At 65.7% G+C, this 25,862-nt stretch carries 25 protein-coding genes; 14 read left to right on the forward strand and 11 right to left on the reverse strand.

Annotated elements, in window-relative coordinates:
• Positions 1 to 481 precede the first annotated feature (481 nt).
• Positions 482 to 1,981, reverse strand: a complete 1,500-nt coding sequence (locus tag ACO076_RS08455) for a bifunctional metallophosphatase/5'-nucleotidase (RefSeq protein ID WP_421726283.1) — start codon at positions 1,979 to 1,981, stop codon at positions 482 to 484.
• A 579-nt stretch (positions 1,982 to 2,560) separates the two neighbouring features.
• Between ACO076_RS08455 and hemH the strand changes: the two genes are divergently transcribed.
• The 4 genes from hemH to ACO076_RS08475 all read left to right on the forward strand — a co-directional run bounded on the left by hemH (position 2,561) and on the right by ACO076_RS08475 (position 5,883).
• Positions 2,561 to 3,616: a ferrochelatase gene (hemH, locus tag ACO076_RS08460; protein WP_421726284.1), complete on the forward strand. Its 1,056-nt coding sequence runs from the start codon at positions 2,561 to 2,563 to the stop codon at positions 3,614 to 3,616.
• 221 nt (positions 3,617 to 3,837) lie between these two features.
• Positions 3,838 to 4,209 (forward strand): YybH family protein, encoded by a 372-nt coding sequence (locus ACO076_RS08465; RefSeq protein ID WP_421726285.1) that lies wholly within the window; start codon positions 3,838 to 3,840, stop codon positions 4,207 to 4,209.
• A 238-nt stretch (positions 4,210 to 4,447) separates the two neighbouring features.
• Positions 4,448 to 5,419: an SPFH domain-containing protein gene (locus ACO076_RS08470; protein WP_421726286.1), complete on the forward strand. Its 972-nt coding sequence runs from the start codon at positions 4,448 to 4,450 to the stop codon at positions 5,417 to 5,419.
• The gene (locus ACO076_RS08475) at positions 5,416 to 5,883 is read left to right on the forward strand and encodes an NfeD family protein (protein WP_421726287.1); all 468 of its coding nucleotides are present in this window, start codon (positions 5,416 to 5,418) and stop codon (positions 5,881 to 5,883) included. The genes ACO076_RS08470 and ACO076_RS08475 overlap by 4 nt, the downstream gene beginning before the upstream one ends.
• Before the next feature lie 39 nt (positions 5,884 to 5,922).
• Here ACO076_RS08475 and ACO076_RS08480 read toward each other — a convergent pair whose 3' ends face one another.
• Positions 5,923 to 6,918 (reverse strand): KpsF/GutQ family sugar-phosphate isomerase, encoded by a 996-nt coding sequence (locus ACO076_RS08480; RefSeq protein ID WP_421726697.1) that lies wholly within the window; start codon positions 6,916 to 6,918, stop codon positions 5,923 to 5,925.
• 101 nt (positions 6,919 to 7,019) lie between these two features.
• Complete coding sequence (galU, locus tag ACO076_RS08485) at positions 7,020 to 7,907, reverse strand: UTP--glucose-1-phosphate uridylyltransferase GalU (protein WP_421726288.1); 888 nt, start codon at positions 7,905 to 7,907, stop codon at positions 7,020 to 7,022.
• Between the two features lie 143 nt (positions 7,908 to 8,050).
• Between galU and galE the strand changes: the two genes are divergently transcribed.
• The 3 genes from galE to ACO076_RS08500 all read left to right on the forward strand — a co-directional run bounded on the left by galE (position 8,051) and on the right by ACO076_RS08500 (position 11,840).
• Positions 8,051 to 9,040 carry a UDP-glucose 4-epimerase GalE gene (gene galE, locus ACO076_RS08490; RefSeq protein ID WP_421726289.1) on the forward strand — a complete coding sequence of 330 codons (990 nt, stop codon included), beginning with the start codon at positions 8,051 to 8,053 and terminating at the stop codon, positions 9,038 to 9,040.
• A gap of 149 nt (positions 9,041 to 9,189) precedes the next feature.
• Entirely contained in the window at positions 9,190 to 10,428 is a 1,239-nt protein-coding gene (locus tag ACO076_RS08495; protein ID WP_421726290.1) for a lytic murein transglycosylase, read from the forward strand.
• Between the two features lie 71 nt (positions 10,429 to 10,499).
• Positions 10,500 to 11,840 carry a GDSL-type esterase/lipase family protein gene (locus ACO076_RS08500; protein ID WP_421726291.1) on the forward strand — a complete coding sequence of 447 codons (1,341 nt, stop codon included), beginning with the start codon at positions 10,500 to 10,502 and terminating at the stop codon, positions 11,838 to 11,840.
• A 3-nt stretch (positions 11,841 to 11,843) separates the two neighbouring features.
• Here ACO076_RS08500 and ACO076_RS08505 read toward each other — a convergent pair whose 3' ends face one another.
• From ACO076_RS08505 to ACO076_RS08515, 3 genes are all read right to left on the reverse strand, one after another.
• Positions 11,844 to 12,440 carry a hypothetical protein gene (locus ACO076_RS08505; RefSeq protein WP_421726292.1) on the reverse strand — a complete coding sequence of 199 codons (597 nt, stop codon included), beginning with the start codon at positions 12,438 to 12,440 and terminating at the stop codon, positions 11,844 to 11,846.
• Positions 12,441 to 12,527: 87 nt separating this feature from the next.
• Complete coding sequence (locus tag ACO076_RS08510) at positions 12,528 to 12,890, reverse strand: DUF1801 domain-containing protein (RefSeq protein ID WP_421726293.1); 363 nt, start codon at positions 12,888 to 12,890, stop codon at positions 12,528 to 12,530.
• Positions 12,891 to 12,892: 2 nt separating this feature from the next.
• The gene (locus tag ACO076_RS08515) at positions 12,893 to 13,258 is read right to left on the reverse strand and encodes a nuclear transport factor 2 family protein (RefSeq protein ID WP_421726294.1); all 366 of its coding nucleotides are present in this window, start codon (positions 13,256 to 13,258) and stop codon (positions 12,893 to 12,895) included.
• A 38-nt stretch (positions 13,259 to 13,296) separates the two neighbouring features.
• Between ACO076_RS08515 and ACO076_RS08520 the strand changes: the two genes are divergently transcribed.
• Together ACO076_RS08520 and ACO076_RS08525 are read left to right on the forward strand one after the other, a co-directional pair.
• Entirely contained in the window at positions 13,297 to 13,680 is a 384-nt protein-coding gene (locus ACO076_RS08520) for a helix-turn-helix transcriptional regulator (RefSeq protein WP_421726295.1), read from the forward strand.
• A gap of 65 nt (positions 13,681 to 13,745) precedes the next feature.
• Complete coding sequence (locus ACO076_RS08525) at positions 13,746 to 14,579, forward strand: hypothetical protein (RefSeq protein WP_421726296.1); 834 nt, start codon at positions 13,746 to 13,748, stop codon at positions 14,577 to 14,579.
• Between the two features lie 4 nt (positions 14,580 to 14,583).
• Here ACO076_RS08525 and ACO076_RS08530 read toward each other — a convergent pair whose 3' ends face one another.
• The 4 genes from ACO076_RS08530 to ACO076_RS08545 form a co-directional block, all read right to left on the reverse strand.
• The gene (locus tag ACO076_RS08530; protein WP_421726297.1) at positions 14,584 to 16,002 is read right to left on the reverse strand and encodes a glutamate synthase subunit beta; all 1,419 of its coding nucleotides are present in this window, start codon (positions 16,000 to 16,002) and stop codon (positions 14,584 to 14,586) included.
• 30 nt (positions 16,003 to 16,032) lie between these two features.
• Entirely contained in the window at positions 16,033 to 16,224 is a 192-nt protein-coding gene (locus tag ACO076_RS08535; RefSeq protein WP_421726298.1) for a hypothetical protein, read from the reverse strand.
• Between the two features lie 9 nt (positions 16,225 to 16,233).
• Positions 16,234 to 20,934, reverse strand: coding sequence for a glutamate synthase large subunit (gltB, locus tag ACO076_RS08540; protein WP_421726698.1), 4,701 nt, complete (start codon positions 20,932 to 20,934; stop codon positions 16,234 to 16,236).
• 207 nt (positions 20,935 to 21,141) lie between these two features.
• Entirely contained in the window at positions 21,142 to 21,372 is a 231-nt protein-coding gene (locus ACO076_RS08545; RefSeq protein WP_421726299.1) for a hypothetical protein, read from the reverse strand.
• Positions 21,373 to 21,523: 151 nt separating this feature from the next.
• On the opposite strand from ACO076_RS08545, the gene ACO076_RS08550 reads away from it, so the two are divergent.
• The 5 genes from ACO076_RS08550 to ACO076_RS08570 all read left to right on the forward strand — a co-directional run bounded on the left by ACO076_RS08550 (position 21,524) and on the right by ACO076_RS08570 (position 25,229).
• The gene (locus ACO076_RS08550; RefSeq protein WP_421726300.1) at positions 21,524 to 21,814 is read left to right on the forward strand and encodes a DUF2282 domain-containing protein; all 291 of its coding nucleotides are present in this window, start codon (positions 21,524 to 21,526) and stop codon (positions 21,812 to 21,814) included.
• A gap of 165 nt (positions 21,815 to 21,979) precedes the next feature.
• Positions 21,980 to 22,873 carry a DUF692 domain-containing protein gene (locus tag ACO076_RS08555; RefSeq protein WP_421726301.1) on the forward strand — a complete coding sequence of 298 codons (894 nt, stop codon included), beginning with the start codon at positions 21,980 to 21,982 and terminating at the stop codon, positions 22,871 to 22,873.
• Entirely contained in the window at positions 22,854 to 23,636 is a 783-nt protein-coding gene (locus ACO076_RS08560; RefSeq protein ID WP_421726302.1) for a DNA-binding domain-containing protein, read from the forward strand. The genes ACO076_RS08555 and ACO076_RS08560 overlap by 20 nt, the downstream gene beginning before the upstream one ends.
• Positions 23,637 to 23,688: 52 nt before the next feature.
• Positions 23,689 to 24,132 (forward strand): DoxX family protein, encoded by a 444-nt coding sequence (locus ACO076_RS08565; RefSeq protein ID WP_421726303.1) that lies wholly within the window; start codon positions 23,689 to 23,691, stop codon positions 24,130 to 24,132.
• Positions 24,133 to 24,161: 29 nt separating this feature from the next.
• Entirely contained in the window at positions 24,162 to 25,229 is a 1,068-nt protein-coding gene (locus ACO076_RS08570) for a threonine aldolase family protein (protein WP_421726304.1), read from the forward strand.
• A 55-nt stretch (positions 25,230 to 25,284) separates the two neighbouring features.
• Here ACO076_RS08570 and ACO076_RS08575 read toward each other — a convergent pair whose 3' ends face one another.
• Positions 25,285 to 25,746, reverse strand: coding sequence for an Hsp20 family protein (locus ACO076_RS08575; RefSeq protein ID WP_421726305.1), 462 nt, complete (start codon positions 25,744 to 25,746; stop codon positions 25,285 to 25,287).
• Between the last annotated feature and the right edge of the window lie 116 nt (positions 25,747 to 25,862).

A 25,862-nucleotide genomic window follows, 5' to 3' on the forward strand; every position in this document is an offset into this window, starting at 1 on the left:
CAGGTCACAACCGGCGCCCCAGACGTGGATGGCCGGGACCGGCCCGGCCATGACGGGTGGTGGGGTGAAGGGCCGGGTGGAACCTTCGTTCCCGGTCGCGCCGCCGGCAACCCCCACCGCTCATTCGTGCGCAGGCGGGGATCCAACCCTGATGGGGGCGGCAATCCAACCCCGCGAGAGACGCATCGTCGGCGACTGGGTCCCCGCCCCTCGATCGGGTCGGGGACAGGCTCTCAGAGTGAGCGGAGCTAGGTCGATCCGGCAGGGGCAAATCCGTTGGACAAGCACCCCACGACCTCATCCTGAGGAGCGAGCGGAGCGAGCCTCGAAGGACGCACCGCGAAGGGATCGGCGGTGACTGGGCGTTCTTTAGCGCCGACAGCTCCGCTGTGCGTGCTTCGAGGGCCGCTGACGCGGCCACCCCCGATCGGGCCGGGGGCAGGCGCTCAGCATGAGGAGAGTTGGCGCCCGGACCCCGCCCTCAGAGTTCGTTGATCCGGCCCTCGACCGTTGGCGACACCGTGCCCGCGGCGGCGATGTAGTCGATCACCTGCGAGGCCATCAGCGTCGCGTCGACCGGATTGATCAGGTTGGGGGCTTCGGTGAAGACCGCATAGCCGTCGCCGCCGTTGGCGAGGAAGTCGTTGGTGGCGACGGTGTAGGTGGCGGCGTCGTCGAGCGGTGCGCCATCGACCATCACCGACAGCACCCGCTCGCCGGCGGGGCGGCCGTAATTGGTCTCGATCGTCAGCCCCGAAACCTGGGGGAACCGCCCGGCTACCGTCTCGACACCGCTGAAGCCGTTCTCCAGCGCGGCGCGGATCTGGGCCCCGGTCATTTCCAGTTTGACGGTCTTGTTGCCAAACGGCAGCTCGGCGAGGACATCGCCGCGGGTGAGCTTTGTGCCGGGCTCGTATTCGCGATCGGCGCGGATGCCGCCGCCATTGGTGATGGCGATGTCGGCATCGACCGCCTGGCGCATGGCGTCGGTGATCAGGTTGCCGATGGCGGTCTCCTGGGTGCGCACCGAGGCGCGGCGGCTGTCGAGCGGCGTCTCGGTGCTACCGATCTCGACCTTCAGTTCCTCGTCGAGCCGGTCGGTGTAGGTCTTGACCAGCGCCGCGATCTCCGGGTCGGGCTCGACATTGGCGGTATCGACGATGGTGAAGGCCGGATGCCAGGAGACGTCGAACGAGCCGTCGTCCTCTTCCTCCTTGGTGATGGCGATGTCGGTGACGACGACGAAGTTCGCTTGCGCCTCCGATTCCACCAGGGCGGTGCGGCCGTTGTAGAGGGCGAGCAGATTTTCGTCGTGTCCGGAGAGGATCAGGTCGCCGGCGCCAGCGCGCGCCAGGGCCAGATCGTCGTCGATCGGCGTGTGCATCACCCCAACGACAAAGTCGGCGCCGGCCGCGCGCAGTTCATCGGCCTTGGCGATGCCAACTTCGACCGCCGGGGCAATGGCGATGTCGCCGGGGCTCGACGCCGTTACCGTGTCCTCGGTGGTCAGGCCATAGAAGCCGACCGTGATCCCTTCGACCTCGACGATATGGGTGTCGACGGTGTTGGCGACCGGGCTGCCATCGGCCTCGGTGAGGTTGCTGGCGAGGATGGTGAAATTGGCTTCATCGATACGCTGGCGGAAAACCTCGGGGCCGAAGTCGAACTCGTGATTGCCGGGCGCCATCACGTCGACATCCATGTTGTTGAGGATGTCGATGATGTGGGCGCCCTTGTCGAGGCCGGCGAGCAGCGACGGCGAAATCGTATCGCCGGAGTGGACGAAGAAGGTCGGCCCCTCGGCGTGCTCCTGTTCGACTACCGTGGCGAGACGGGCGAAGCCACCGCGGCCGTCATCCTCCTGCATCCGGTCAATGTCGTTGGTGTGGACGAAGGTCAGCGTGACCTGATCGGCAAGGACGGGCGCCGTCAGCAGGGACAGCAAGGCAGTGGCCGTGACGATACGGACGAACGGTTTCATGTTTGGCCTCTCCGAAATGATGGAACCCCGCCGCTTCGGGGCGGATCATCGTAGCATAGCGTTCATTCGATACAGCCTGATGTCGTCGCCGTCGATACCCGGCGCCGGCACCGTCGTACGGGGGGCGCTCTTCGGTCGCGCGAGCGTCGGTGCATCGAAGCGCCCGCAGGTCCCCAACCCGCGGGGGACGAGCGGCTTTGGATGTTTCTTCTTCAGACCTTCGGCTACCTTGAGCGGCTCGCGCTATCGGTGCGAGCCCCCTAAGCGTCATGCCCGGACTTGATCCGGGCATCCACGCGAACTCTGGCGGTAGAAATGGGACTGAATCGTTGCGAAGACGTGGATGGCCGGGACAGGCCCGGCCATGACGGGTGGTGGGGTGAAGGGCGGGGTGCGCCCTTCGGACCCGGTCGCACGAGCGGCGGCTCGAGCCCGCCGCCCTCATGATCCGTTGATCCGTCCCTCCACCGCGGGGGCGATCGTGCCGGCCGCCTGCCGAGGGCGTCGCAGTGTCTCAGGCGGTGGACTCGGCCGCATCGGCGACTATGTTCGAACCGACAACGCTTTCAGAATGGTTCTATGGACCAGCCCGTCGCCAAGCCGTTGAAGTCAGCGGACTCTCACCTGCCGGCCGGTCATCCGCCGGTCCGCTTCGGCAAGGTCGGGGTGCTCCTTGCCAATCTCGGCTCGCCGTCCGGCACCGACTATTGGTCGATGCGCCGCTACCTCAAACAATTCCTTTGGGATCAAAGGGTTATCGAGGTGGCTCGGCCGCTCTGGTGGCTCATTCTCAACGGTATCGTGCTCACCACCCGGCCGCAGAAGTCCGGCGAGGCCTACAGAACCATCTGGAACACCGAGCGGGACGAAGCCCCGCTGATCACCATCACCCGCGGCCAGTCGGACAAGCTGGCCGAGCGGCTGGCCGGCGACGAAATCGTTGTCGACTGGGGCATGCGCTACGGCGAGCCGGCAATCGGCGACCGGCTGAAAGCGCTGAAAGATCAAGGCTGTGACCGTATCCTGATCGCCCCGCTTTACCCCCAATACGCAGCGGCGACCACGGCGACCGCCAACGACGCGGCGTTCGAGGCGCTCCAGTCGATGCGCTGGGCGCCGGCGATCCGGACGCTCCCGCCTTACCACGACGACCCGGTCTATATCGAAGCGCTCGCCGAGAGCGTGTCCCAACACCTGGCGACGCTCGCCTTCGAGCCGGAACTGGTGATCGCCTCGTTTCACGGGCTGCCGAAGGAGTATCTCGACAAGGGCGATCCCTACCACTGCCACTGCTACAAGACCGCCCGGCTCCTGCGCGAATCGCTCGGCTGGTCGGAGGATCGGCTCAAGGTGTGCTTTCAGTCCCGGTTCGGGCGGGCCGAATGGCTGCAGCCCTATTTCGACAAGACCGTCGAGTCGCTGGCCAAGGGTGGTCTGAAACGGCTCGCCGTGGTGATGCCGGGGTTTTCGGCCGACTGCCTCGAAACGCTTGAGGAGATCGCCATCGGTGGCGGCGAGATTTTTCGTGAGAACGGCGGCGAAGACTACGCGGCGATCCCCTGTCTCAACGACAGCGAAGCCGGAATGCGGCTGATCGAGCATCTCGTCCGGCGGGAAGTGGCCGGCTGGGTCTAGGATCAGGACCCATCATCGATCCGGACATCGCGGATGCGGCGAGGTTGCACCATGCATCCGCTCGGACCGCAATGCGAACGACATGAAGGCGTCTTACTCAGCAATTCGACTTACTCAGCAATTCGACGATAGCTGAAGAATCCCGGCCCGGTGTGAATATTGTTTGCCTAGCTGTGTCGCTGACGGGATAGCGGCGCCAAATAAACCGCAAGGAGAAAGCCATGGATGTCAAAAAGATGCTGGAAGACTTCGACACCGCCTACAACAAGGCGTTTAACGAGGGTGACGCGGCAGGGTGTGCCGCATCCTTTGCCGACGACCTGCTCTTGCTTCCTCCCGACCAACCATTGGTGCGAGGCAAACAAGCGTTTCAAGACATCAACCAGTCGCGGATGGAACAAAGCAAAGGTAGCAAGCACACCATTGAGTTGATAGAATATGGCACCGAGGGAGATTTGATTTATCAAGTCGGCACGTTTGCCATCTCGGACGGCTCACAGGGAAAGTTCCTCAATATTTTCAAACGCCAAGCGGACGGTTCGTGGAAAGTCGCCATATCTACGTTCAACAGCGACAAGCCATCGGCCGCGTAGGATTTATTGGCTTCATTTTAGAAAACGTCCGAGGAATACTTAATCCGGCGCTCAATTCATCGCTGGATGGTGGCCATTCGAGCTCGTTGCCGTCATTCGATGCTAGTGGTGTTATTGGGCCCCGGCGCCAGTCGACGCCTTTGAATCCGCACCGACAGTCCCCAGACTCCTAGCACGGCGCGCCAACGTGGTACTGCCGTGCTGCTTGCGCGCGTGATTCGCATAAGGAGAACTGGTCATGTTCGGCTTCGATTGGGTCATCATCGCCATCGTCGTCCTGATCATCCTGGTGCTGTTCGCCGGCATCAAGACGGTTCCGCAGGGCTACAACTACACAATCGAGCGGTTCGGCCGCTTCACCCGCACCCTGAGGCCGGGCCTCAACCTGATCGTCCCGTTCATCGACCGGATCGGGGCCAAGATGAACATGATGGAGCAGGTGCTCGACGTCCCGACCCAGGAGGTGATCACCCGCGACAACGCGACCATCTCGGCCGACGGGATCGTGTTCTTCCAGGTGCTCGACGCACCGCGCGCCGCCTACGAGGTCAACCAGCTCCAGCACGCGCTCCTCAACCTGACGATGACCAACATCCGGACGGTGATGGGATCGATGGACCTCGACGAGCTCTTGTCGAAGCGCGACGACATCAACGACCGGCTGCTGCATGTGGTCGATGCGGCGGCTTCGCCGTGGGGCGTCAAGATGACCCGCATCGAGATCAAGGACATCAATCCGCCAAAGGATCTGGTCGATGCGATGGCGCGTCAGATGAAGGCCGAGCGCGACAAGCGGGCCCAGATCCTCGAGGCGGAGGGGCAGCGGGCCTCGGAGATCCTGAAGGCGGAGGGCGAGAAACAGTCGCTGATCCTCGAAGCCGAAGGGCGCCGCGAGGCGGCGTTCCGCGACGCCGAGGCGCGCGAGCGGGCGGCAGAAGCGGAGGCCAAGGCGACCGAGGTGGTGTCGGACGCGGTCGCCAAGGGTGACGTTCAGGCGCTGAACTACTTCGTCGCCCAGAAGTACACCCAGGCGATCGAGGCGGTGGCGACATCGCCGAACCAGAAGACGCTTCTCCTGCCGATGGAAGCGACCGCGCTGATCGGATCGCTGACCGGTATCGCCGACCTGGCCCGGGCCTCGTTCGGGGACGACGCGGTGCGCCGGCCGCCGGGCCGGGTGCCGACAGCAGGGAGCGGAGGCGACTCGTGATCCTCGATTTCATCCGCGATCTCGGCCTTGGCGCCTGGGCGTGGATCGTCGGCGGGTTGCTGCTGCTGGGCATCGAGGTTCTCGCTCCCGGCAACATTTTCGTCTGGTTCGGGCTGGCGGCTGTCTTCACCGGCGTGGTGTCGATCCTCGCCGATCTGTCGTGGCAGGTCGGGCTGCTGGTCTTTGCCGTCTCATCCGTGGTGTTCGTGATCGTCGGGCGACGGTTCTTCGCCCGCAGCACGGAAAGCGACGAACCGCTGCTCAACCGGCGGATGGACCGGTTCGTCGGGCGGGTTTTCACCCTGTCGGAACCGATCGTCGGCGGTGTCGGGACGATCCGGGTCAATGACGCCAAGTGGCGGATCACCGGTCCCGACCTGCCGTCGGGGACGCGCATTCGCGTGACGGGGCACGATGGCGCGGTGCTGACCGTCGATCAAGAGGACGCCGCTTCGGGCGGGTGATCGCGGTGTCCCGGGCGCCGTCCGCAAAGACGGACGGCGTCAAACGACTCCGGTCCGCAAGAGATCGTGCATGTGAACGATGCCGACCGGCCGCCGGTCCTCGACCACGAACAGCGCCGTGATCTTCGCCTGATTGAGAATATCGATGGCCGCCCCGACGATCATGTCGGGCGGGACGGTCTTTGGCGAGCGGGTCATGACGTCCTCGACGCGACGGTCGAGAAGCCCCGGACCGAGATGGCGACGCAGGTCGCCGTCGGTGATGATCCCGACCAGGTTCCTGCCGTCGTCGACGACGCCGAGGCAGCCGAACCCTTTTTCGCTCGTCAGCAGAATCCCTTCGCTCATGGCGGTGCCGACGGCGGTCAGCGGCAGGGCATCGCCGCGGTGCATGATGTCGCGAACGAATTTGAGATTGGCGCCAAGCTTGCCGCCCGGATGAAACGCGTGGAAGCCTTCCGCGGTAAAGCCATGGCTCTCCAGGAGCGCGATGGCGAGGGCGTCGCCGAGGCCAAGCTGGAGCAGGGTCGATGTGGTCGGCGCCAGGCCGTGCGGACAGGCCTCGGCCACCCGCGGCAGCAGCAGCACGATATCCGCCTCCCGGGCGAGCGAACTGGTCGCGTCGGCGGTCATCGCGACCAGCGGGATATCGAACCGCCGTGCATATTCGACGACGCTCCGCAGCTCCGCCGTTTCGCCGGACCAGGAGAGCGCCAAGACGACGTCGTCACCGGTGACCATGCCGAGATCGCCATGGCTCGCCTCGGCGGCATGGACGAACAACGACGGCGTACCGGTCGAGGCGAGCGTCGCCGCGATCTTGCGGCCGACATGGCCGCTTTTGCCGAGCCCGCTGACCACCACCCGCCCGCTGCGCCCGCGGATCAGGTCGACGGTCGCGGTGAACGGTCCGGCGAGGCCATTGTCGAGCGCGGCCTGAAGCGCCGCCAGGCCGGCCTGCTCGAACTCGACCGTGCGACGTGCCGAGTCGACCGGTCCGTCCACGCTCTTGCCGGCGCCGACCATGGTCGCCATTCGCTTACTGGAAACAGTCGCCACCGGGTTAACCGCCTTTCGCGTTGCCTGCCGTGGTCTAGCAGGTTTTGGTTGTCGTCAGGAAGACAACCTCCTGGTTTCTAGTCCTTGCCGGCAGCCTTGAGCAGCGCCCGCGCTTCCGCGGCGAAGTCGTCGGCGAGCTCCTCGCGTTCGAGGGCGAAGGCGACGTTCGCGGCGAGAAACCCAAGCTTCGAGCCGCAGTCGAAGGTACGGCCCTTGAACGGGAAGGCATAGAACGGCTGGGTTTCCATCAGCCGCAGCATCGCATCGGTGATCTGGATCTCGCCGCCGGCGCCCCGCCGCCCTTCGGCCAGAAGCGGGAAGATCTCCGGCTGAAGGATGTAGCGGCCGGTGATGTAGAGGTTGGACGGTGCATCCGCCGGCGCCGGTTTCTCCACCATTGTCGTCATGCGATACGAATCGCCGACCGGGTCGCCGAGCCCGACGATGCCGTAACTCGCCGTCTCCGAAGGATCGCACGCCTCCACCGACACGCTGTTGCCGCCATGCTCGTTGTAGTGCGCGATCATCTGGGCGAGGCAGCCCGGTTCGCCGCGCGGGATCATGTCCGGCAGGATCACCGCGAACGGCTCGTCGCCGACGATGTCGGCGGCGCACCAGACGGCATGGCCAAGACCGAGCGGCTCCTGCTGGCGGGTGAAACTCATGGCGCCGGCCGGCGCCTTGTCCCGCTTCAGCTCCTCGAGCGCCGCCGTCTTGCCGCGGGCCGCCAACGTCGCTTCCAGCTCGTAGGCGATGTCGAAGTGATCCTCGAGGACGCCCTTGTTGCGGCCGGTCACCATCACGAAGTGCTCGATCCCGACCGCGCGCGCTTCATCGACCACGTATTGGATGAGCGGCCGGTCGACCACTGTCAGCATCTCCTTCGGCATCGCCTTGGTTGCCGGGAGGAAGCGGGTGCCGAGGCCGGCAACGGGGATAACGGCTTTGCGGATCGGGGATGGCACGACGGGTCCTCGCGTCTGTCGATCTTCGGGGTTCGCGATCGGGTATAGCAGCACAGTGGCCGAAAGCGGTTTATTTTCGCCCGCCGCTCGGCTATCGGCTGCGGGGGCCCCCGGTCGATCCTTAGAAGGCGTAGTTTGACACGATGAGCGTTCTGGTTACCGGCGGCGGCGGCTATATCGGCAGCCACATGGTGTGGCACCTCACCGATGCCGGCGAGGATGTGATCGTCGTCGACAACCTGTCGACCGGATTCGACTGGGCGATCGCGCCGGAGGCGGTGTTTGTCGAGGGTGACTGCGGCGACGCGGGGCTGATCGGCCGGCTGATCGGCGAACATGCGATCGACGCCATCGTCCACTTCGCCGGCTCGCTCAATGTCGAGGAGTCGGTGTCCGATCCGCTGGTCTATTACGCCAACAACACGGCCAAGTCCCGGACGCTGATCGAGCTCGCGGTAAAGGCCGGGGTCGAGCACTTCGTCTTTTCCTCGACGGCGGCGGTGTACGGAACGCCGGACTCCTACCCGGTTTCCGAAGACGCGCCGCTGCGCCCGGAATCGCCCTACGGTCGGTCGAAGCTGATGACCGAATGGATGCTGGCCGATGCGGCTGCCGCTCACGGCCTGCGGTACGCGGCATTGCGCTACTTCAACGTAGCGGGGGCGGACCCGAAGGGGCGCACCGGCGAGTCGACGCGGAACACGACTCATCTGGTCAAAATCAGCTGTCAGGCGGCGCTCGGCAAGCGCGACGGGCTGACCGTCTTCGGCTCCGACTACGATACGCCGGATGGCACCGGGGTCAGGGACTACATCCACGTCACCGATCTCGTCGCGGCGCACGCGGACGCGCTTGAAGCGCTGAGGGCCGGGGAGTCGAACCTCGTAGCCAATTGCGGCTACGGCCGCGGCTTCTCGGTGCTCGAGGTTGTCGAAACGGTGAAGCGCGTCTCCGGAAACGACTTTGCCGTCACGCTCGGTCCGCGCCGCGCCGGCGATCCGGCGGCCGTCGTCGCGTCGCCGGAGCGGATCGTGGAGCGGCTGGGGTGGACGCCGCACCATGACGACCTCGACCGTATCGTCGAAAGCGCCTTGCGCTGGGAAGACGCGCTCAGCCGCCGCAATCGTCACTGATTTCGTGGTGGATTAACCCTCCGTTAACGCCGTTCCGCCCCAATTCTCGCCGACCATCATCGTTAAGCAAAGCTTGCCGCGCCCCCGGGTCCGGATGTTATAGAGTGGGCGATTCGGGGCGGCGGTAGCTCGGACGGAAGGCGAGCAATATGACCACCGACAACGCTTTGCGCGGCTTCATGCGGCGGCGCGCGGGCCTGACACTCACCGGCCTGGTTCTTCTCGGCATGGCGGGCGTGGCCGAGGCCGCGACACCATCGCAGTGGGTCCGTTCCTTCTGGCCGACGGCGAAGTCGGCCGGCGTCTCATGGGCGGTCTATGACCGGGCATTGGGCGATTTCTCCCCCGACCCGGACGTGCTCAAGAAGGCGAACTCGCAGGCCGAGTTCAAGTCCCAGATCTGGGATTACCTCGATATCACAGTCACCGACGAGCGGGTCACCAAGGGTCGCGAGCTGCTTGAGACGCATGCGACCGAGCTGGCCGCGATCGAGAAGCGTTATGGGGTCGACCGCGAGGTGGTGGTCGCCATCTGGGGCATCGAGTCCCACTACGGGGCGGTGCTCGACAATCCCAAGATCGTCAAGAGCACCATCCGCTCTCTGGCGACGCTCGCCTACAAGGGTGGCCGGCGGTCGAAGTTCGGGCGCACGCAACTGGTGGCGGCGCTGAAGATCCTGCAACGCGGCGACGTCGCGCATCATGCGATGACCGGGTCGTGGGCCGGCGCGATGGGCCACACCCAGTTCATCCCCACGACCTACAACGCCTACGCGGTCGATTTCGACGGCGACGGGCGGCGCGACATCTGGAACTCGCGGACCGACGCGCTCGCCTCGGCGGCCGCCTATCTCGACAAGATGGGCTGGCGCGACGACCAGACCTGGGGCTACGAGGTCGAATTCACGCGCAGCTTCAATTTCGGGCTGCTCCGCAATGGCGGTACGCGGTCGCTTGGCGAATGGGAGAAGCGCGGTGTCCAGCGGGTGGGCGGCAAGGCGTTTCCGCGGCCCGGCGATTCGGCGACGCTCTACGCGCCGGCCGGCGGTCAGGGTCCGGCGTTCCTGCTGATCAAGAACTTCAGCGTGATCAAGCGTTACAACAACTCGAATTTCTACGCGCTCGCGGTCGGCCACCTGTCCGACCGGGTCCGGGGCGGCGATCCGTTCCATCGCACATGGCCGCGGACCGAACGGCCGCTGACCACCGCGGAGAAGGAACAACTGCAGAAGCTGCTGGCGGCGCGCGGCCACTATGACGGCCCGATCGACGGCAAGATCGGCAGCGGCAGCCGCGGCGCGATCCGCGACTATCAGCTTCAGGTCGGGCTGGTGCCCGACGGCATGGATTCGGTGAAGGTCTTGAAGCACCTCGAGGCAAACCAGTAAGGTCTCGCGGGGCGCGCGAAGGGCGCCGGGTCGGGATCGGCCCGGCCGACAAAGAGAGTGACCGGTCACCGATGGTCCGAAAGGCGTTTCTCGTATTGTCGGCGGCGCTCCTCGGCGCGGCATTCGTCCTGTCCGAGACGCAGCCGGTTTCGGCGCAAGGGGTTCAGACCGTTCAGGAATTCCAGCTCGCCCAGTCGCGCAAGCGACCCGGCCTGTTCGAGCGGCTGTTCGGGCCGCGCAAGGCCAAGCCGCGACGGGTGATCCGCAATCGCACGCCGACCCGTAAGCGGTCCACCACCGTTCGCCGCAAGCGTCCGGCGAAGCGGCGCAACGCAGCGCCGGCGGTGCAGACGGTGGAGGTCGCGCCCAAGGATGCCAATGCGCGAAAGATCCTGGTCATCGGCGACTTCGTCGCCGGCGGGATCGCCTGGGGGCTCGATCAGGCCTTGGCCAAGGAGCCCCGGCTGCTGGTCGTCGACCGCTACGAGGGGGCGTCCGGCCTCGCCCGCAACGACCGCTATGACTGGACCCAGGAGATCCTGGGTATCCTGAACGAAGAAACCCCGGACGTGGTCGTCGTGGCCCTCGGCGCCAACGACCGGCAAGACGTGCGGTTCGGCACGCTGACCTTCCCGATTAGGTCATCGGAGTGGGAAGCGCTCTATACCCAACGGATCGACGGCCTGACCGATACGCTCGAGGTCTACGGCCGGCCCTTCTTCTGGGTGAGCGCGCCGCCGATGCGCGGTACCGAGGCGATCGCCGACGCCGCCTATCTCAACGGGCTCTACCGGCCGTTGGTCGAGGAGGCCGGCGGCCATTTCGTCGACGTCTGGAACGGCTTCACCAACGCCAGCGGCCAGTTCATCACCACCGGGCCGGATATCGAGGGACAGAACAAGGCGCTCCGAACCGGCGACGGCGTCAACTTCACCAGCGCCGGCAAGCGGAAGCTTGCCTACTATGTGGAGCGCGACATTCGCCGCGCCACCGGGTACGGCAGCGGCGTGGTCGACCTGCTCGCCTCGGTGACGCTGTCGAGCACCATCGAGATCGGCCCGGACGGCAAGAAGCGCCTGGTCGGTCCGATCCTGTCGCTGTCCGATCCCCAGCCGGGGGCCGGGGTCGAGCTTGCCGGCAAGCCGGCGCCCACCTTCTACGATCCGATCACCGGCCAGTTCCGCCGGCTCCCGGCACCGCGCGAAGACGACGCGGTGACGCCGCAAATCCGTCTGGTGGAGAGAGGCGAGGCCCTGCCGGGTGTGGTCGGCCGGATCGACAATTTCACCTGGCCGCCGGTGGACGACACCGGCGACCTGCTGGCCGCGATTCAGCCGGACGAACCGGAAACCCCGGCTGAGGCCAGTGTGCCGCTGCCGACGCCGGCGGTCCGGCCCCGTCCCGACGGCTGAGCGCTAGCCGCGTGGGCGGATCGTGCCGGCGCGGGTCTCGACGACCCAGGCGCCGTCCTGGCGGGTGATGCGCTGGACCGGGCCGAGGCCGGGCAGGTTCGAACCCGGCGCCACCTCGTAGTATCCGCCATTGCCTTCGACCAGGGCGCGCCCGTTGCGGACGCGATAGAGCGTCCAGTTGTCGGCGGGTGACCTGGCCGGTGCGATCAAGCCGGTGGTCTCCGTCGAAACAGCCGGTTGCGCCGGCGGCCTGGTCACCACGGCTTTCAAGGCGGTGATCTCGGTGGTGAGCTGGCGGATGCTGGCGCGCAGGGCCTCTGTCGGTTCCACCGCCTGCTGCCGCGCGTCGGCTACGCCAAATCCATAGCCGGCACCGAACGACAGGGCAGCGCCGCCCGCCGCACCGGCGATCGCCGCGATCGCGATCACCGCCGCGCGGGCCGGGAGCCAGCCGCGAGAACCGCCCTTCCGCGGCGGATCGACCACCATGAGGGCGGAGCCGACGGCGCTGGTGCCGGTCTCGGGCTTCCCGTTGGACGCACCCGCATCCTTACCGGTTTCGTTGTCGCTTTTGTCACGTCTATCGTCGCTGGCTGCCATGGCACGCGGCCTCCTTCAGGGACTATTTCCCTTTTGGTAACCACGCTTTGGTTAGCGATCGGTTAGCGACGCACCCCGATGTGGCTATCAGGCGCCGTCCTTCATGTCGCACCAGGCGGTGAAAACGCCGACGAGTTCGTCGCCCTTGGCTTCCAGGTCGGCCAGGCTGTCGATCTTGAAGGTGCGCGCTTCCTTGCCGTCGCCGCCGAGGTTGGGGAAGGACCCCGGGATCTCGGCGCCTTTGTGAAACATCAGGCTGGCGTGCTTCTTCGATTTGGGGAAGAAGCTGGCGATGTTGCCTTGATACACGAAGGTCGGCGCCTGCCATTTGATCGTCTCCGAGACGCGCGGCTCGCGCGCCAGCACAAGGTCGCGAACGGCCGTGACGACCGGCTTCATCGGATTGTCGTAGTCGGCGAGCCAAGCATCGACGTCCGGGTTCTTGGCCACGGTCAGCCTCTTTCGTCCAGGGTGGTGATCAGGCTCTCGATCAGGCCGTCCTCGATGCGGTAGCGGTTGAGGCCGCTGCCCTTGCCGCCCGGGATCGACGGCGAAAAGCACGTCCAGGCGATGTGGACCTCGCCGTCCACGGTGGCGGCGCGATCGATCCGGATGCGGGTATCGACCATCGGCATCTCCCAGCCGAGCGCCATCGCCTTCATGATGGCGTCCTTGCCCTCGTGCCGCCGTGGCGTGCCGGTGAACGGTTCCTCGTAGACGGCATCGGAGGTGAAGCAGGCCGCCAGCGCATCGGCGCCGACCTGCCCCGCTTGCATCGCCAGAAAAAAGTTGCTCACCTCGATCGGGACGCTTGTCATCGCTGGTTTCTCCGGAGTGTGTGATGCTGGAACTGGATGTGACCGACCGGCTGCAGGACGCGATCGCGGCGCTGTCCGCCGCCGAGGGGAGCGCCGGCGCGTGGACGGCCTTGCCGGCGCTGTCGCGGCTCGGCGAATCCGAGGTCAATATCGAGATCGATTTTCGCGCGAGCGAACGGGTCGGCCTGCCGGTGGTGATCGCCCGCGAACGACAGGCCTGGCCGGCCTGCTTCGACCGGTTGACCGAACGTCAATGTCAGGTGGCGATGTGCCTGGTGCGCGGCTTGTCGAACAAGCAGATCGCGCGGGAGCTCGACATCAGCGTCGCGACCACCAAGGACCATGTTCACGCCATCCTGACCCGGCTCGGTGTCGACGGCCGCGGCCGGATCGCCGCGCTCGTCTTCGGGCCTGAGGCTTAGCAGGGGCGTCGGACGCGATAAATCCATCGAAGGATGGATGGGATGGGCGCGCCAAGGAGTAGCGAATGATCAGGCTGTTTGTTTCGACCGTCGGGGCGCTGCTCTTGGGCGTCGTCGTTCTCACCCATGCGAATGCACAGGCCGAGCCGGACCCATCACGTCTTGGCGATCCCGACTACCTCGAACAAGCGATCAAAATCTACAACGCTTGGCCCGAGGAACTGCTTGCCAAAGCATCCGGCAACATCATCGGTGAGTTCGCAACGCTCTTCCGGCAAAACCCCGATCGCGTCGACAGTTGGCTCGCGACAATGACGGATGATCGCGTCCGGTCGTTTGCGGTTGTTGCCCTCAGTCTCGCCGACGATACGCCAAAAGCCGAGGCGTTTGCCATCGAATCCGGCCTCGAAACCGGCGAAGTCGCATCGGTGTTGTTCTATTTCGCTGGCGACAGCTTTCCACCACCTATGGACCTATCCGGACAGCCGATTGGGCCGTTGCTGGCGGACCTCGGAACCTTGGACTCAATGACGCAGGTGACCGGATGGCATCAGGATGTGCTGTGGAGCGCGGCCTTGATACAGCGTGACGGAACTCCGGCGATCCAGATCCTCGAGCAAATGGACGAGTACCTTCTGAATGTGGCGGAGGTCTTGGGGCCGGCGATTCTCGAGTTTGGCCCGTCCTCTCCGGAGGTTCAGGAGGACGTAAAGGCGTTCGCGCAGACGGACCAAGGCAAGCCGACGGGCCTCATCTTGGCGATGTATGTCTACATTTCAGCTGGAAGCTGGTCCTTCCGATCGAACAGCCAGCAGTATGACTTCGTTGCCGAGGCGTTGGACGACTACGCGGCCGCGCATCCGGATTCCGCGGCGGTACGGGAAGTTCGTCGACGCTGATGGCCTACCGCGGCAGGGTGGTCTCGCCCATCAGGAATTCATCGATGGCGCGGGCGCATTGGCGGCCCTCGCGGATCGCCCAGACCACCAGCGACTGGCCGCGCCGCATGTCGCCGCAGGCAAAAACCTTGTCGAGGCTGGAGCGGTAGTCCTCGGTGTTGGCGAGCACGTTGCCGCGCGGGTCGAGGTCGACATCGAGCGTCTCGATCAGACCTTCCTTGACCGGGCCGAGGAAGCCCATGGCGAGGAAGACACGGTCGGCCTTGAGGTCGAACTCGGTGCCCTCGATCGGCTGCATCTTGTCGTCGACCCTGATGCAGCGCAGGCACGTGACCTTGCCGTCCTCGCCCTCGAACGACTGGGTCATCACCGAGAAGTCGCGCTCGGCGCCTTCTTCCTGGCTGGACGAGGTGCGGAGCTTCAGCGGCCAGTTCGGCCACGTCAGCATCTTGTTTTCCTTGATCGGCGGCCGCGGCATGATCTCAAGCTGGGTCACCGACAGCGCGCCCTGGCGGAACGACGTGCCAATGCAGTCGGAGCCAGTGTCGCCGCCGCCGATGACGATGACGTGCTTGCCGTCGGCTAGAATCGGCGCGACGTCGCCTTGCGGCTCACCGCTGACGCGGCGGTTCTGCTGGCGCAGGAAGTCCATCGCGAAGTGGATGCCGTCGAGCTCGCGACCGGGGATCGGCAGGTCACGCGGGAACTCGGCGCCGCCGGCCAGCGCCACCGCGTCGTGGCCACCAACCAGCTCGTTGATGTCGACGTCCTTGCCGACGTGGACACCGCAATGGAACACGACGCCTTCGGCCTCCATCTGGCCGACCCGGCGCTCGACGTTCTCTTTCTCCATCTTGAAATCGGGAATGCCGTAGCGCAGCAGGCCGCCGGGGAAGGCGCCCTTTTCGTAGACGTGCACGGTGTGACCGGCGCGACGGAGCTGCTGGGCGCAGGCGAGCCCGGCCGGGCCGGAGCCGACGATGGCGACCGAGCGGCCGGTCTCGGTCTCCGGCGGCTCGGGGCGGACCCAGCCCTCGGCATAGCCGCGGTCGATGATCGCGCACTCGATGGTCTTGATGGTGACCGGCTGGTCGATGATGTTGAGCGTGCAGGCGGCTTCGCACGGCGCCGGGCAGATGCGGCCGGTGAATTCGGGGAAGTTGTTGGTCGAGTGGAGGTTGCGCAGCGCCCGGTGCCAGTCGCCGTGATAGACCAGATCGTTCCAGTCGGGGATCTGGTTGTTGACCGGGCAGCCGGTGTGACAATACGGGATGCCGCAATCCATGCAGCGCGCCGCCTGATCCCGCGTCTCGCTTTCCGGCAGCGGGATGACGAATTCCTTGTAGTTGCGCACACGGTCGGCGGCCGGCGCGTAACGCCGGTCGTGACGGTCGATCTCAAGAAATCCGGTTACCTTACCCACGCCATATCCCCATTTCTTCGTGTGTCCCGCTCAGGCGTCCCAGCGTCCGATACCGAAGTATCGACGGAGCGAACGTCTGTGGTGGCCACGCCAGATTAACGTCCCAACGACCGCTCCCAGGATGACGGAGAAGACATTCAACGCGCCATTGGCCAGTAGCACCGCGACCGGGATCGCAACGCCGACAATGACACCCGTGACCTTCTCGCCGTCCGTGACCATCGCCCGCGTCTACTCTCCGGCCGCGGCCAGCAGCGGGGCTTCTTCTTCCTGCTGCTGACGCTCCAGTTCGGCCAGGGCCCGGCGGTACTCGACCGGCATCACCTTGACGAATTTCGGCAGGTAATGCGTCCAGTTGTCGAGAATGTCGCGCGCCCGCGCCGAACCGGCGAAACGGGCGTGGTTCGAAATCAGCGTGTAAAGCCGCTCCGCATCGCGACGGGTCATGTCCGACAGCACGTCGACCATGCCCATGTATTCCATATCGCCGCCCTGATGATGCAGGCGTTCGAGCAGGTCGTCCTCTTCCTTGACCGGTTCGAGCTCGACCATCGACATGTTGCAGCGGGACGCGAAACCCTCGTCCTCGTCGAGCACATAGGCGATGCCGCCCGACATGCCGGCGGCGAAGTTCCGCCCCGTGCGGCCGAGAACGACGACGACGCCGCCGGTCATGTATTCGCAGCAATGGTCGCCGGCCCCTTCGACGATGGCCACGGCGCCGGAGTTGCGCACCGCGAACCGCTCACCGGCGATGCCGCGGAAATAGCACTGCCCGGCGACGGCACCGTAGAGCACGGTGTTGCCGACGACGATCGATTCCTCGGGAACGATGCCGGAATCCTCCGGCGGGCGCACGACGATGCGGCCGCCCGACAAACCCTTGCCGACATAGTCGTTGGCTTCGCCGGTCAGATCCATGCTGACCCCGGCCGCGAGCCACGCACCGAAACTCTGGCCGCCGGTACCGGTCAGGTTGATGACGACGGTGTCCTCGGGCAGCCCGGTATGGCCGTAGCGCTTGGCAATCTCACCCGACAGCATCGCCCCGGCGCTGCGGTCGGTGTTCTTGATGGTCGTGTCGATGGTCACCGGCCGACGTTCGTTCAGTGCCGGCTGCGCCTCGGCGATCAGGCGGCGATCGAGGATGTCGTGGATCGGATGGTTCTGTTCCTCGCAGTTATAGATCGCGACCCCCGGCCGTGCTTCCGGCTTGTGGAACAGGCGGCTGAAGTCGAGGCCCTGCGCCTTCCAGTGATCGACGACCGCTCGCTTGTCGAGCATCTGCATCTGGCCGATCATCTCGTCGAAGGTGCGAAAGCCCATACCGGCCATCAGTTCGCGCACTTCCTCGGCGACAAAGAAGAGATAGTTGATGACGTGCTCGGGCGCGCCGGTGAAACGCTTGCGCAGGACCGGGTCCTGGGTGGCAATGCCCACCGGGCAGGTGTTGAGATGGCACTTGCGCATCATGATGCAGCCGGCGGCGATCAGCGGGGCGGTCGCCAGTCCGAACTCGTCGGCGCCGAGCAACGCGCCGACCACCACATCGCGCCCGGTGCGGATACCGCCGTCGACCTGAACGGCGATGCGGCCGCGCAGGCCCTCATTGACCAGGGTCTGATGGGTCTCGGAGAGGCCCATCTCCCACGGCGAGCCGGCATGCTTGATCGAGGTCAGCGGCGAGGCACCGGTGCCGCCCTCGTAACCGGCGATGGTCACGTGGTCGGCGCGCGCCTTGGCAACGCCGGCAGCGACGGTGCCGACGCCGACCTCGGAGCCGAGCTTGACCGAGATGTCGGCGGCCGGGTTGGTGTTCTTGAGGTCGTAGATGAGCTGCGCCAGGTCCTCGATCGAGTAGATGTCATGGTGCGGCGGCGGCGAAATCAGACCGACGCCCGGTGTCGAATGACGCACCTTGGCGATGATCGCATCGACCTTGTGACCGGGTAGCTGGCCGCCTTCGCCGGGCTTGGCACCCTGGACCATCTTGATCTGGATCATGTCGGAGTTGGCGAGGTACTCCGTCGTCACGCCGAACCGGCCGGATGCGACCTGCTTGATCGCGGAGCGCATCGAATCGCCGTTCGGCATCGGGACGAAGCGATCCGGCTCTTCGCCGCCTTCGCCGGTGTTCGACTTGCCGCCGATCCGGTTCATGGCGATCGCCAGCGTGGTGTGTGCCTCGCGGCTGATCGAGCCGTAGGACATGGCGCCGGTCGAGAACCGCTTGACGATGTTGGCGGCGGGCTCGACCTCGTCGAGTTCGATCGGTTGCCGCCCGTCCTCCTCGGCGCCGCGGATCACGAACAGCGAGCGGATGGTGCGGTGGTTGCTGTCGACTTCGTTCACGGCCTGCGCGAACTCGCGGTACTTCTCCGGCAGGTTGCCGCGCGCCGCGTGCTGGAGCGCTGCCACGGTCTCCGGCGTCCAGACATGGGACTCGCCCCTCAGCCGGAACGCGTAATCGCCGCCGACCTCGAGCGCATCCTGCAACACCGGCGAGTCGCCGTAGGCCGAGCGGTGGCGCCGCATGGACTCCTCGGCGATCTCCGCCAGAGCGGCGCCCTCGATGGTGGTCTTAGTCCCGGTGAAGTAGCGGTCGACGAACGCCTGGCTCAGCCCGACAGCGTCGAAAATCTGCGCGCCGCAATAGGACTGGTAGGTGGAGATGCCCATCTTGGACATCACCTTGAGGATGCCCTTGTTGACCGCCTTGATATAGCGCTCGACCACTTCGCGATCGTCGACCTCTTCCGGCAGGTCGCCCTTCATCGCGGCCAGTGTCTCGAAGGCGAGGTAGGGATTGATCGCCTCGGCGCCGTAGCCGGCGAGCACACAGAAATGGTGGACCTCGCGGGCTTCGCCGGTCTCGACCACAAGGCCGACCGCGGTGCGCAGGCCGGCGCGGATCAGGTGATGATGGACGCCCGCCGTCGCCAGCAGCGCCGGGATCGGCACCCGGTCCGGGCCGAGGGTCCGGTCGGACAGGATGATGATGTTATAGCCGTCGTGGACGGCTTGCTCCGCGTCGCGGCAAAGCTGCTCGATCGCCGCGCCCATTCCGCCGGCGCCCTGGTCGACCGGGAACGTGACGTCGAGGGTCTTCGACTGGAACGGATTGTCGTCGAGTTCACCGATCGCCCGGATCTTCTCCAGGTCCTCGTTGGACAGAATCGGCTGGCGGACTTCGAGCCGCTTCCGATCGCCGTGGCTGTCAAGATCGAACAGGTTCGGCCGCGGGCCAATAAACGACACCAGCGACATCACCAGTTCCTCGCGGATCGGATCGATCGGCGGGTTGGTGACCTGGGCGAAGTTCTGCTTGAAATAGGTGTAGAGCAGCTTCGGCTTGTCGGACAGCGCCGAAATCGGCGCGTCGTTGCCCATCGAGCCGATGGCCTCCTGACCGGTGATGGCCATCGGCGCCATCAGCATCTTCAGGTCTTCCTGGGTGTAGCCGAACGCCTGCTGACGATCGAGCAATGTGCCGTTGATCGGCGGCGCCTTGGGCGCGACGGGCGGCAGGTCCTCGAGCACGATCTGGGTCCGGGCCAGCCAGTTGCGATACGGACGCTTCTGCGCCAACTCGGCCTTGATCTCGTCGTCGTCGATGATCCGGCCGCCGTCGATGTCGATGAGCAGCATCTTGCCCGGCTGGAGCCGCCACTTCTTGACGATCTTCTTCTCGTCGACGGGCATGACGCCGGCCTCGGATGCCATGATCACATCGCCGTCGTCGGTGATCATGTAGCGGGCCGGCCGCAGGCCGTTGCGGTCGAGGGTCGCGCCGATAAGCTGTCCGTCGGTGAAGGCGACCGAGGCTGGGCCGTCCCACGGCTCCATCAGCGCGGCGTTGTATTCGTAGAAGGCGCGCCGGTCCTCATCCATCAGCGGGTTGCCGGCCCACGCCTCCGGAATGAGCATCATCGCTGCCTGTGGGACCGAGTAGCCACCACGGATCAGGAATTCGAGGGCGTTGTCGAAGCACGCGGTGTCCGACTGGCCCTCGTAGGACACCGGCCAGAGCTTGGAGATGTCGTCGCCGAAATAGGGCGAGCGCACGGTGGCCTGGCGGGCCGCCATCCAGTTGACGTTGCCGCGCACGGTGTTGATCTCGCCGTTGTGGGCGACCATCCGATAGGGATGGGCCAGACGCCACGACGGGAACGTGTTGGTCGAGAAGCGCTGGTGTACCAGCGCAAGCGCGGACTCGAACCGCGGATCGTGAAGATCGCGATAGTAGGCGCCGAGCTGGTCGGCGAGGAACATGCCCTTGTAGACGACGGTGCGGCAAGACATGGAGACGACGTAGAAATCGTCGCGCAAACCGTCGTTGGCCGCGTAGACCCGCGCCGATATCACCTTGCGGAGCGTGTAGAGCCGGCGCTCGAAGGCGTCGTCGTCGGCCACGTCAGCGGCGCGTCCGATGAACACCTGTCGATGATGGGGCTCGCAGGCCCGGATCATCGGATCCTGGGACAAACACGCATTGTCGGTCGGAACGTCGCGCCAGCCGAGGACCGTGTGTCCTTCCTCGGCAATGACCTGCTCGACGGTCGCCTGCAGCATGGCCCGGTCGGCGTCGTCCTGGGGGAGGAAGATGAAGCCGACGCCGTATCGGCCGGGCTCGGGAAGCTGGAATCCGAGCGTGTCGCATTCAGCGGCGAAGAACCGGTGCGGGATCTGAACCAGCATGCCGGCGCCATCGCCGACCAGCGGATCGGCGCCGACCGCGCCCCGGTGCTCGAGGTTCTCGACGATCTGGAGCCCGCTCTGAACGATCCGGTGGGACTTCTCCTTCAAGGAGACGATGAACCCGACGCCGCATGCGTCGTGCTCGCGCATGGGATCGTACAGTCCGGCCGCCGGCGGGCGCTGGCCAGGGCGCAGAGCCGGGCGGGGCAGGGCGGTGGTTGCGGTGCCGCTCATGTCCGATCTGGTCCTCATCGTTGCTCCCCGTCTCGCTTACCGCACTATCCCGGCGCCCCGGTGCGCTGCCCACCCCAATCGTCTGCTGTCGACGGAGGCTGGTCGTTCGCCTGGGCGCCCTGTTTTCACAAGGCACGGGCTCCCATTATGAAGGAAGCACGCTCATTTCACAGGGGCGTAACGCGTTCGCTTACAAGCTCCGCCAGATCAACCGGTCCGTGCCGGGACCGGTCGGTATCCATGTGCGGCGGTGCCAACCCCGATCATGATTGGACAGTAGTCCTGTCCTAATTGCTCCACAATGCCAGATTTGAACTCGTCGAGCAAGCCGCTTTGCGCATCGTTGGCATGGTGGCGATCGCCGCCTATGGCGAGCCGGGCGATCACATAGGTGTGAGTACAGCGCGACGCTACCGTAACGCCCACTTGATTTTCCATTTATTTCCGAAGTCGTCACAGTGCACCTGTCTCGGGGTCGCGGCGAGCGATCACCCGAGGTGCGGTCAAAACCACCGTGGGGCTGGGACCCCGGGGCGGCACGTGCCGCTCGGCATCAACGGCCAATCGGCCGGACACAGAGGAGAAATCGATGTCCACTGCTAAGACCCTCACCGCTGCGGCACTTGCTGGCGCTGTCGCCACTGCCATGGCTTCCCTTGCCGTCCCGGCCCACGCCGCGGAAGGTGACATGGAAAAATGCTACGGCGTTGCGCTCGCAGGCCAGAACGACTGCGCTGCCACCGGCAACAACTCTTGCGCCGGCACGTCGACCGTCGACTACGACGGTGGTGCCTGGAAGCTGGTTCCGGCCGGCACGTGCACCACGATGGAGACACCGCTCGGTCCCGGCAGCCTGGAGCCGATCCAGCGCCCGGCCTAAGCGGCTCGCTTTTCAAAAAAAGGGGCGGGCGGTTCTTCCGTCCGCCTCTTTTTCTTGGGCCGGTACGGAGCGCGCTGTCCGTTTCCTTGCCCCAATCGGCGCTATATTCGGTGCTTGCCCGGCCGCTTCGCACGGTCCGGGATACAGAAGAAGGGTGCTGTTCCAATGGCCTTTTCGCCGACCCAATTCTCTCGTGACCCGATTCCCCCGCGCGTCGGTGTCGGGCTGAAGCCCGAGCACTATGGCGCCATTCTGGAAGGCCGCCCGGACATCGGCTGGTTCGAGGTCCATGCCGAGAACTACATGGGCGCCGGCGGCCCGCCGCATCGGCATCTGACCGCCATCCGCGAGCTGTATCCGCTTTCGCTCCATGGCGTCGGCCTGTCGATCGGTGCCGCCCGAGACCTCGACCGCGATCATCTCGCCCGCCTCAAGATGCTCAACGACCAGTACGAGCCCGGGCTGTTCTCCGAACACCTGGCCTGGTCGACCCACGACAGCGTGTTCCTGAGCGACCTGCTGCCGATTCCCTATGACGAGGAATCGCTAGCGCGGGTTGCCGGGCACATCGACCAGGTCCAGGAGACCGTCGGTCGTCGCATGCTGCTCGAGAACCCCTCCACCTATGTGGCCTTCAAGGAGAGCACGATCGGCGAAATCGATTTTCTCTCCGAAATCGCGAAACGCACCGGCTGCGGCCTGCTGCTCGACGTCAACAACGTTCACGTGTCGTGCACCAACCAGCGTTGGGATGCGATCGACTATCTGAACCGGTTTCCGATGCATCTCGTCGGCGAGATCCACATGGCCGGCTACGCGCCGAGCGAGGACGACCACGGCGATCCGCTGCTGATCGACGCTCACGACCGGCCCGCCGATCCGCAGGTGGTCGAACTCTACGACCACGCCATCGCGCTCGCCGGCCCGATTCCGACGCTGGTCGAATGGGACAACGACGTCCCGGACTGGCCGACGCTGTACGCCGAAGCGACACGGGTCGAGGCCGTGCTGACCAGCCACCAGAAGCAGGCAAAGACCGATGCTGCGCTCGCTGTCTGAGGTCCAGGCCGAGTTCGCCGCGGCGCTACGCGATCCGACGGCCGGCATTCCGGCCGAAGTCGTCGGTCCGGACGGCGCTCCGGCGCCCCAGCGTTTCGCCGTCTACCGCAACAACGTGCTGAGCGCGCTCGGCAACGCTTTGGCATCCGGCTTCCCGGCGGTGCAGAAACTGGTCGGCGAGACGTTCTTCCGGGCGATGGCGCGGATGTACGTCCTCGACAATCCGCCGACGTCGCCGGTGCTGCTTGACTATGGCGCTACGCTGCCGGAGTTCATCGAGCGGTTCGAATCGGCCGATTCGGTCCCCTATCTCGCCGACGTGGCGAGGCTGGAGCTGGCCTGGCGCGCCTCCTATCACGCGGCGGAGGCCACCCCGATCAGCCCAGAGGCCCTGGCGGCGATCCCGCAAGACCTGTTGCCAAACGTGGCTTTTGACCTCCATCCATCGGCCCGGCTGGTTCGCTCGCGATACCCGGTCGTCACCATCTGGCGGATGAACGTCAGCGACGAGCCAACAAGACCGGTTGACTTTTCGGTCGGCGAGGATGCACTCATCGTCCGGCCGGATGCGGAGGTCGAGGTGCGAGTCGTTCCGCCCGGCGGCGTGGCGTTTGTGACCGCATTGATGGCGGGCGAAACGCTAGGTGTGGCGGCGGCCGCCGGTGCGGCCGCGGATCAGGCTTTCGATCTGGCCGGGAACCTTGCCGGTCTGATCGAAGCGGGCGCGCTGGTCGACGTGCGACGTCCAGGGAACCGGCCGTGACCGGTTCGGCGGGGCGTTCGTGCTTCGCCCGCAGAGGGCAGACGGGGAAACCATGATCTTCATACAGGCAATCGCGTCGCTCGCCTTGCGCGTGGCACTGGCGCTTCCGTTCTACCAGTCCGGTCTGACGAAGTGGGACGGACCGCTGCAGTTGTCCAGCAGCACGATCTTCCTGTTCGAGAACCTGTACAAGCCGACCCTGTTCGGCACGACGTACGACATGCCGTTTCCGGTTCTGGCGGCGTGGGCGGCTTCGCTTGGGGAGATCCTGCTGCCGGCGGCGCTGGTGATCGGCTTCGCAACGCGCCTCTCCGCGCTTGGCCTGCTGGTGATGACCGGGGTGATCTTCTCGACCTACACCGCGCTTGGGGTCGATCCCGGCACCTGGCAGAAAGAGACACTGCCCTGGGGCGCGATGGCGCTTGCGCTGGTCGCATACGGTCCCGGTTGGCTGTCGTTCGACAAGCTGATCCAGAGCGCGTGGCGCAGCCGCTAGTCCGGTAGCAGTGCGCCGGAGGCGGCGCGATGCTGTTTGCCAGCGACAACTGGAGCGGCGCGGTCGACGCCGTCATCGCCGCGATCGTCGATGCGGCGCGGGAGACCCACGCGGCCTACGGCGCCGATCGTCTCACCGCGGAACTTCAGCAGCGCTTCTCCGACCTGTTCGAGCGCGAAGTGGCGGTGCTGCCGGTGGGCACCGGAACCGCGGCCAATGCGTTGGCGATCTCCGCCTTTTGTCGTCCGGGCAGCGTCGTTTTCGGCCATGCCCAGGCGCACATTTTGGTCGACGAGACGAACGCGGTGGCTCTCCTCGGCGGTGGCGCGCGGATCGTCGGCATCGATGGCGCGGACGGCAAACTCACGGCTCGGAGCCTGTCGGAGGCGCTCGACCGCTTTCCGGCGGGATTCGTGCATCACGGTCAGCCGGTCGCGGTCAGCCTCTCTCAGATCACCGAGCTAGGGCTCGCCTACACGACGGATGAAATCGCGGCAGTTGCCTCCGTCGCCAAGGCGCGCGGCATGGCCGTCCATGTCGACGGTGCCCGGTTCGCCGGGGCGGTCGCCGGCCTCGGCCGCTCCCCGGCGGAGCTGACCTGGAAGGCGGGGGTCGACGTTCTGTCGTTCGGCGGCACCAAGAACGGCTGCCTGGCGGCGGAAGCCATCGTCTTCTTCGATCCGGATCGCGCAGCCGACACCCGCTACGCCCGGCAGCGGATCGGTCACGGGTTTTCGAAGGAGTGGCTGATCGCCGCGCAACTCCTCGCCTATCTCGACGAAGATCGTTGGCTGCAGCTTGCGCGCCACGCCAACCGGATGGCGGCGCGGCTTGCGGAGGTCCTGCGGGCCGGACCCGACTCGCGGCTGGCTTTCGCGCCCGCCGCCAACGAGGTCTTCGCGATCATCTCCGATTCCCTCGACGCGCGGCTGCGGTCCGCCGGCGCGATCTATTACCCGTGGTCGACCGACGGGGTACCGCCGGCCGCCCGGCCGGGTGCCGGCGAGGTGCTGATTCGTCTGGTGACGTCGTTCCAGACCAAGGCTGACGACATTGACCGCCTGGCAGCGATCGTCGCGCCCGGCTGGAAAGGCTGAAAAACAAAGAGGGCGCCTCAAGGGCGCCCTCCGATCGAAGTTCTGTCAGCCAGCTTTACGCGGCGACAGCCTCGACCTGCTTCTGCGATTTCGCGTTGATCGCGATCGTCCGCGGCTTCATTGCCTCGGGAATCTCACGAACGAGATCAATGTGGAGCAACCCGTTCTCGAGCTGCGCGCCACGTACCTCCACGTGATCCGCGAGCTGGAAGCGGCGCTCGAACGACCGCGCGGCGATGCCGCGATAGAGCACTTCGCTCTCGGTGTTGTCCGGCTGCTCCTTGCGCTCGCCCTTCACGGTGAGCGTATGCTCCTTGGCTTCGACCGAAAGGTCGGCCTCGCCAAAACCGGCGACCGCCATGGTCACGCGATAGGCGTTCTCGCCAGTCCGTTCGATGTTGTAGGGCGGATAGCTCTGGGAGCCGCCATCGGGGCCACCGAGCGAATCAAGCATACCGAACAGCCGGTCGAAACCGACAGTCGAGCGATAGAGAGGGCTGGGATCAAAATTGCGCATGTATTCGTCCTCCTTTGAGCGACAGATGTCATGGATAGAACCCGCGAAACGCGCCAATCCGGCCGAGTTTTCAATGGGTTCCGCGGACCCGTCAGGCGTCCGCACTGCTCACTTGG

Origin of the sequence: Bauldia sp. (assembly GCF_965232525.1) — a bacterium.
Classification (GTDB): domain Bacteria; phylum Pseudomonadota; class Alphaproteobacteria; order Rhizobiales; family Kaistiaceae; genus Bauldia.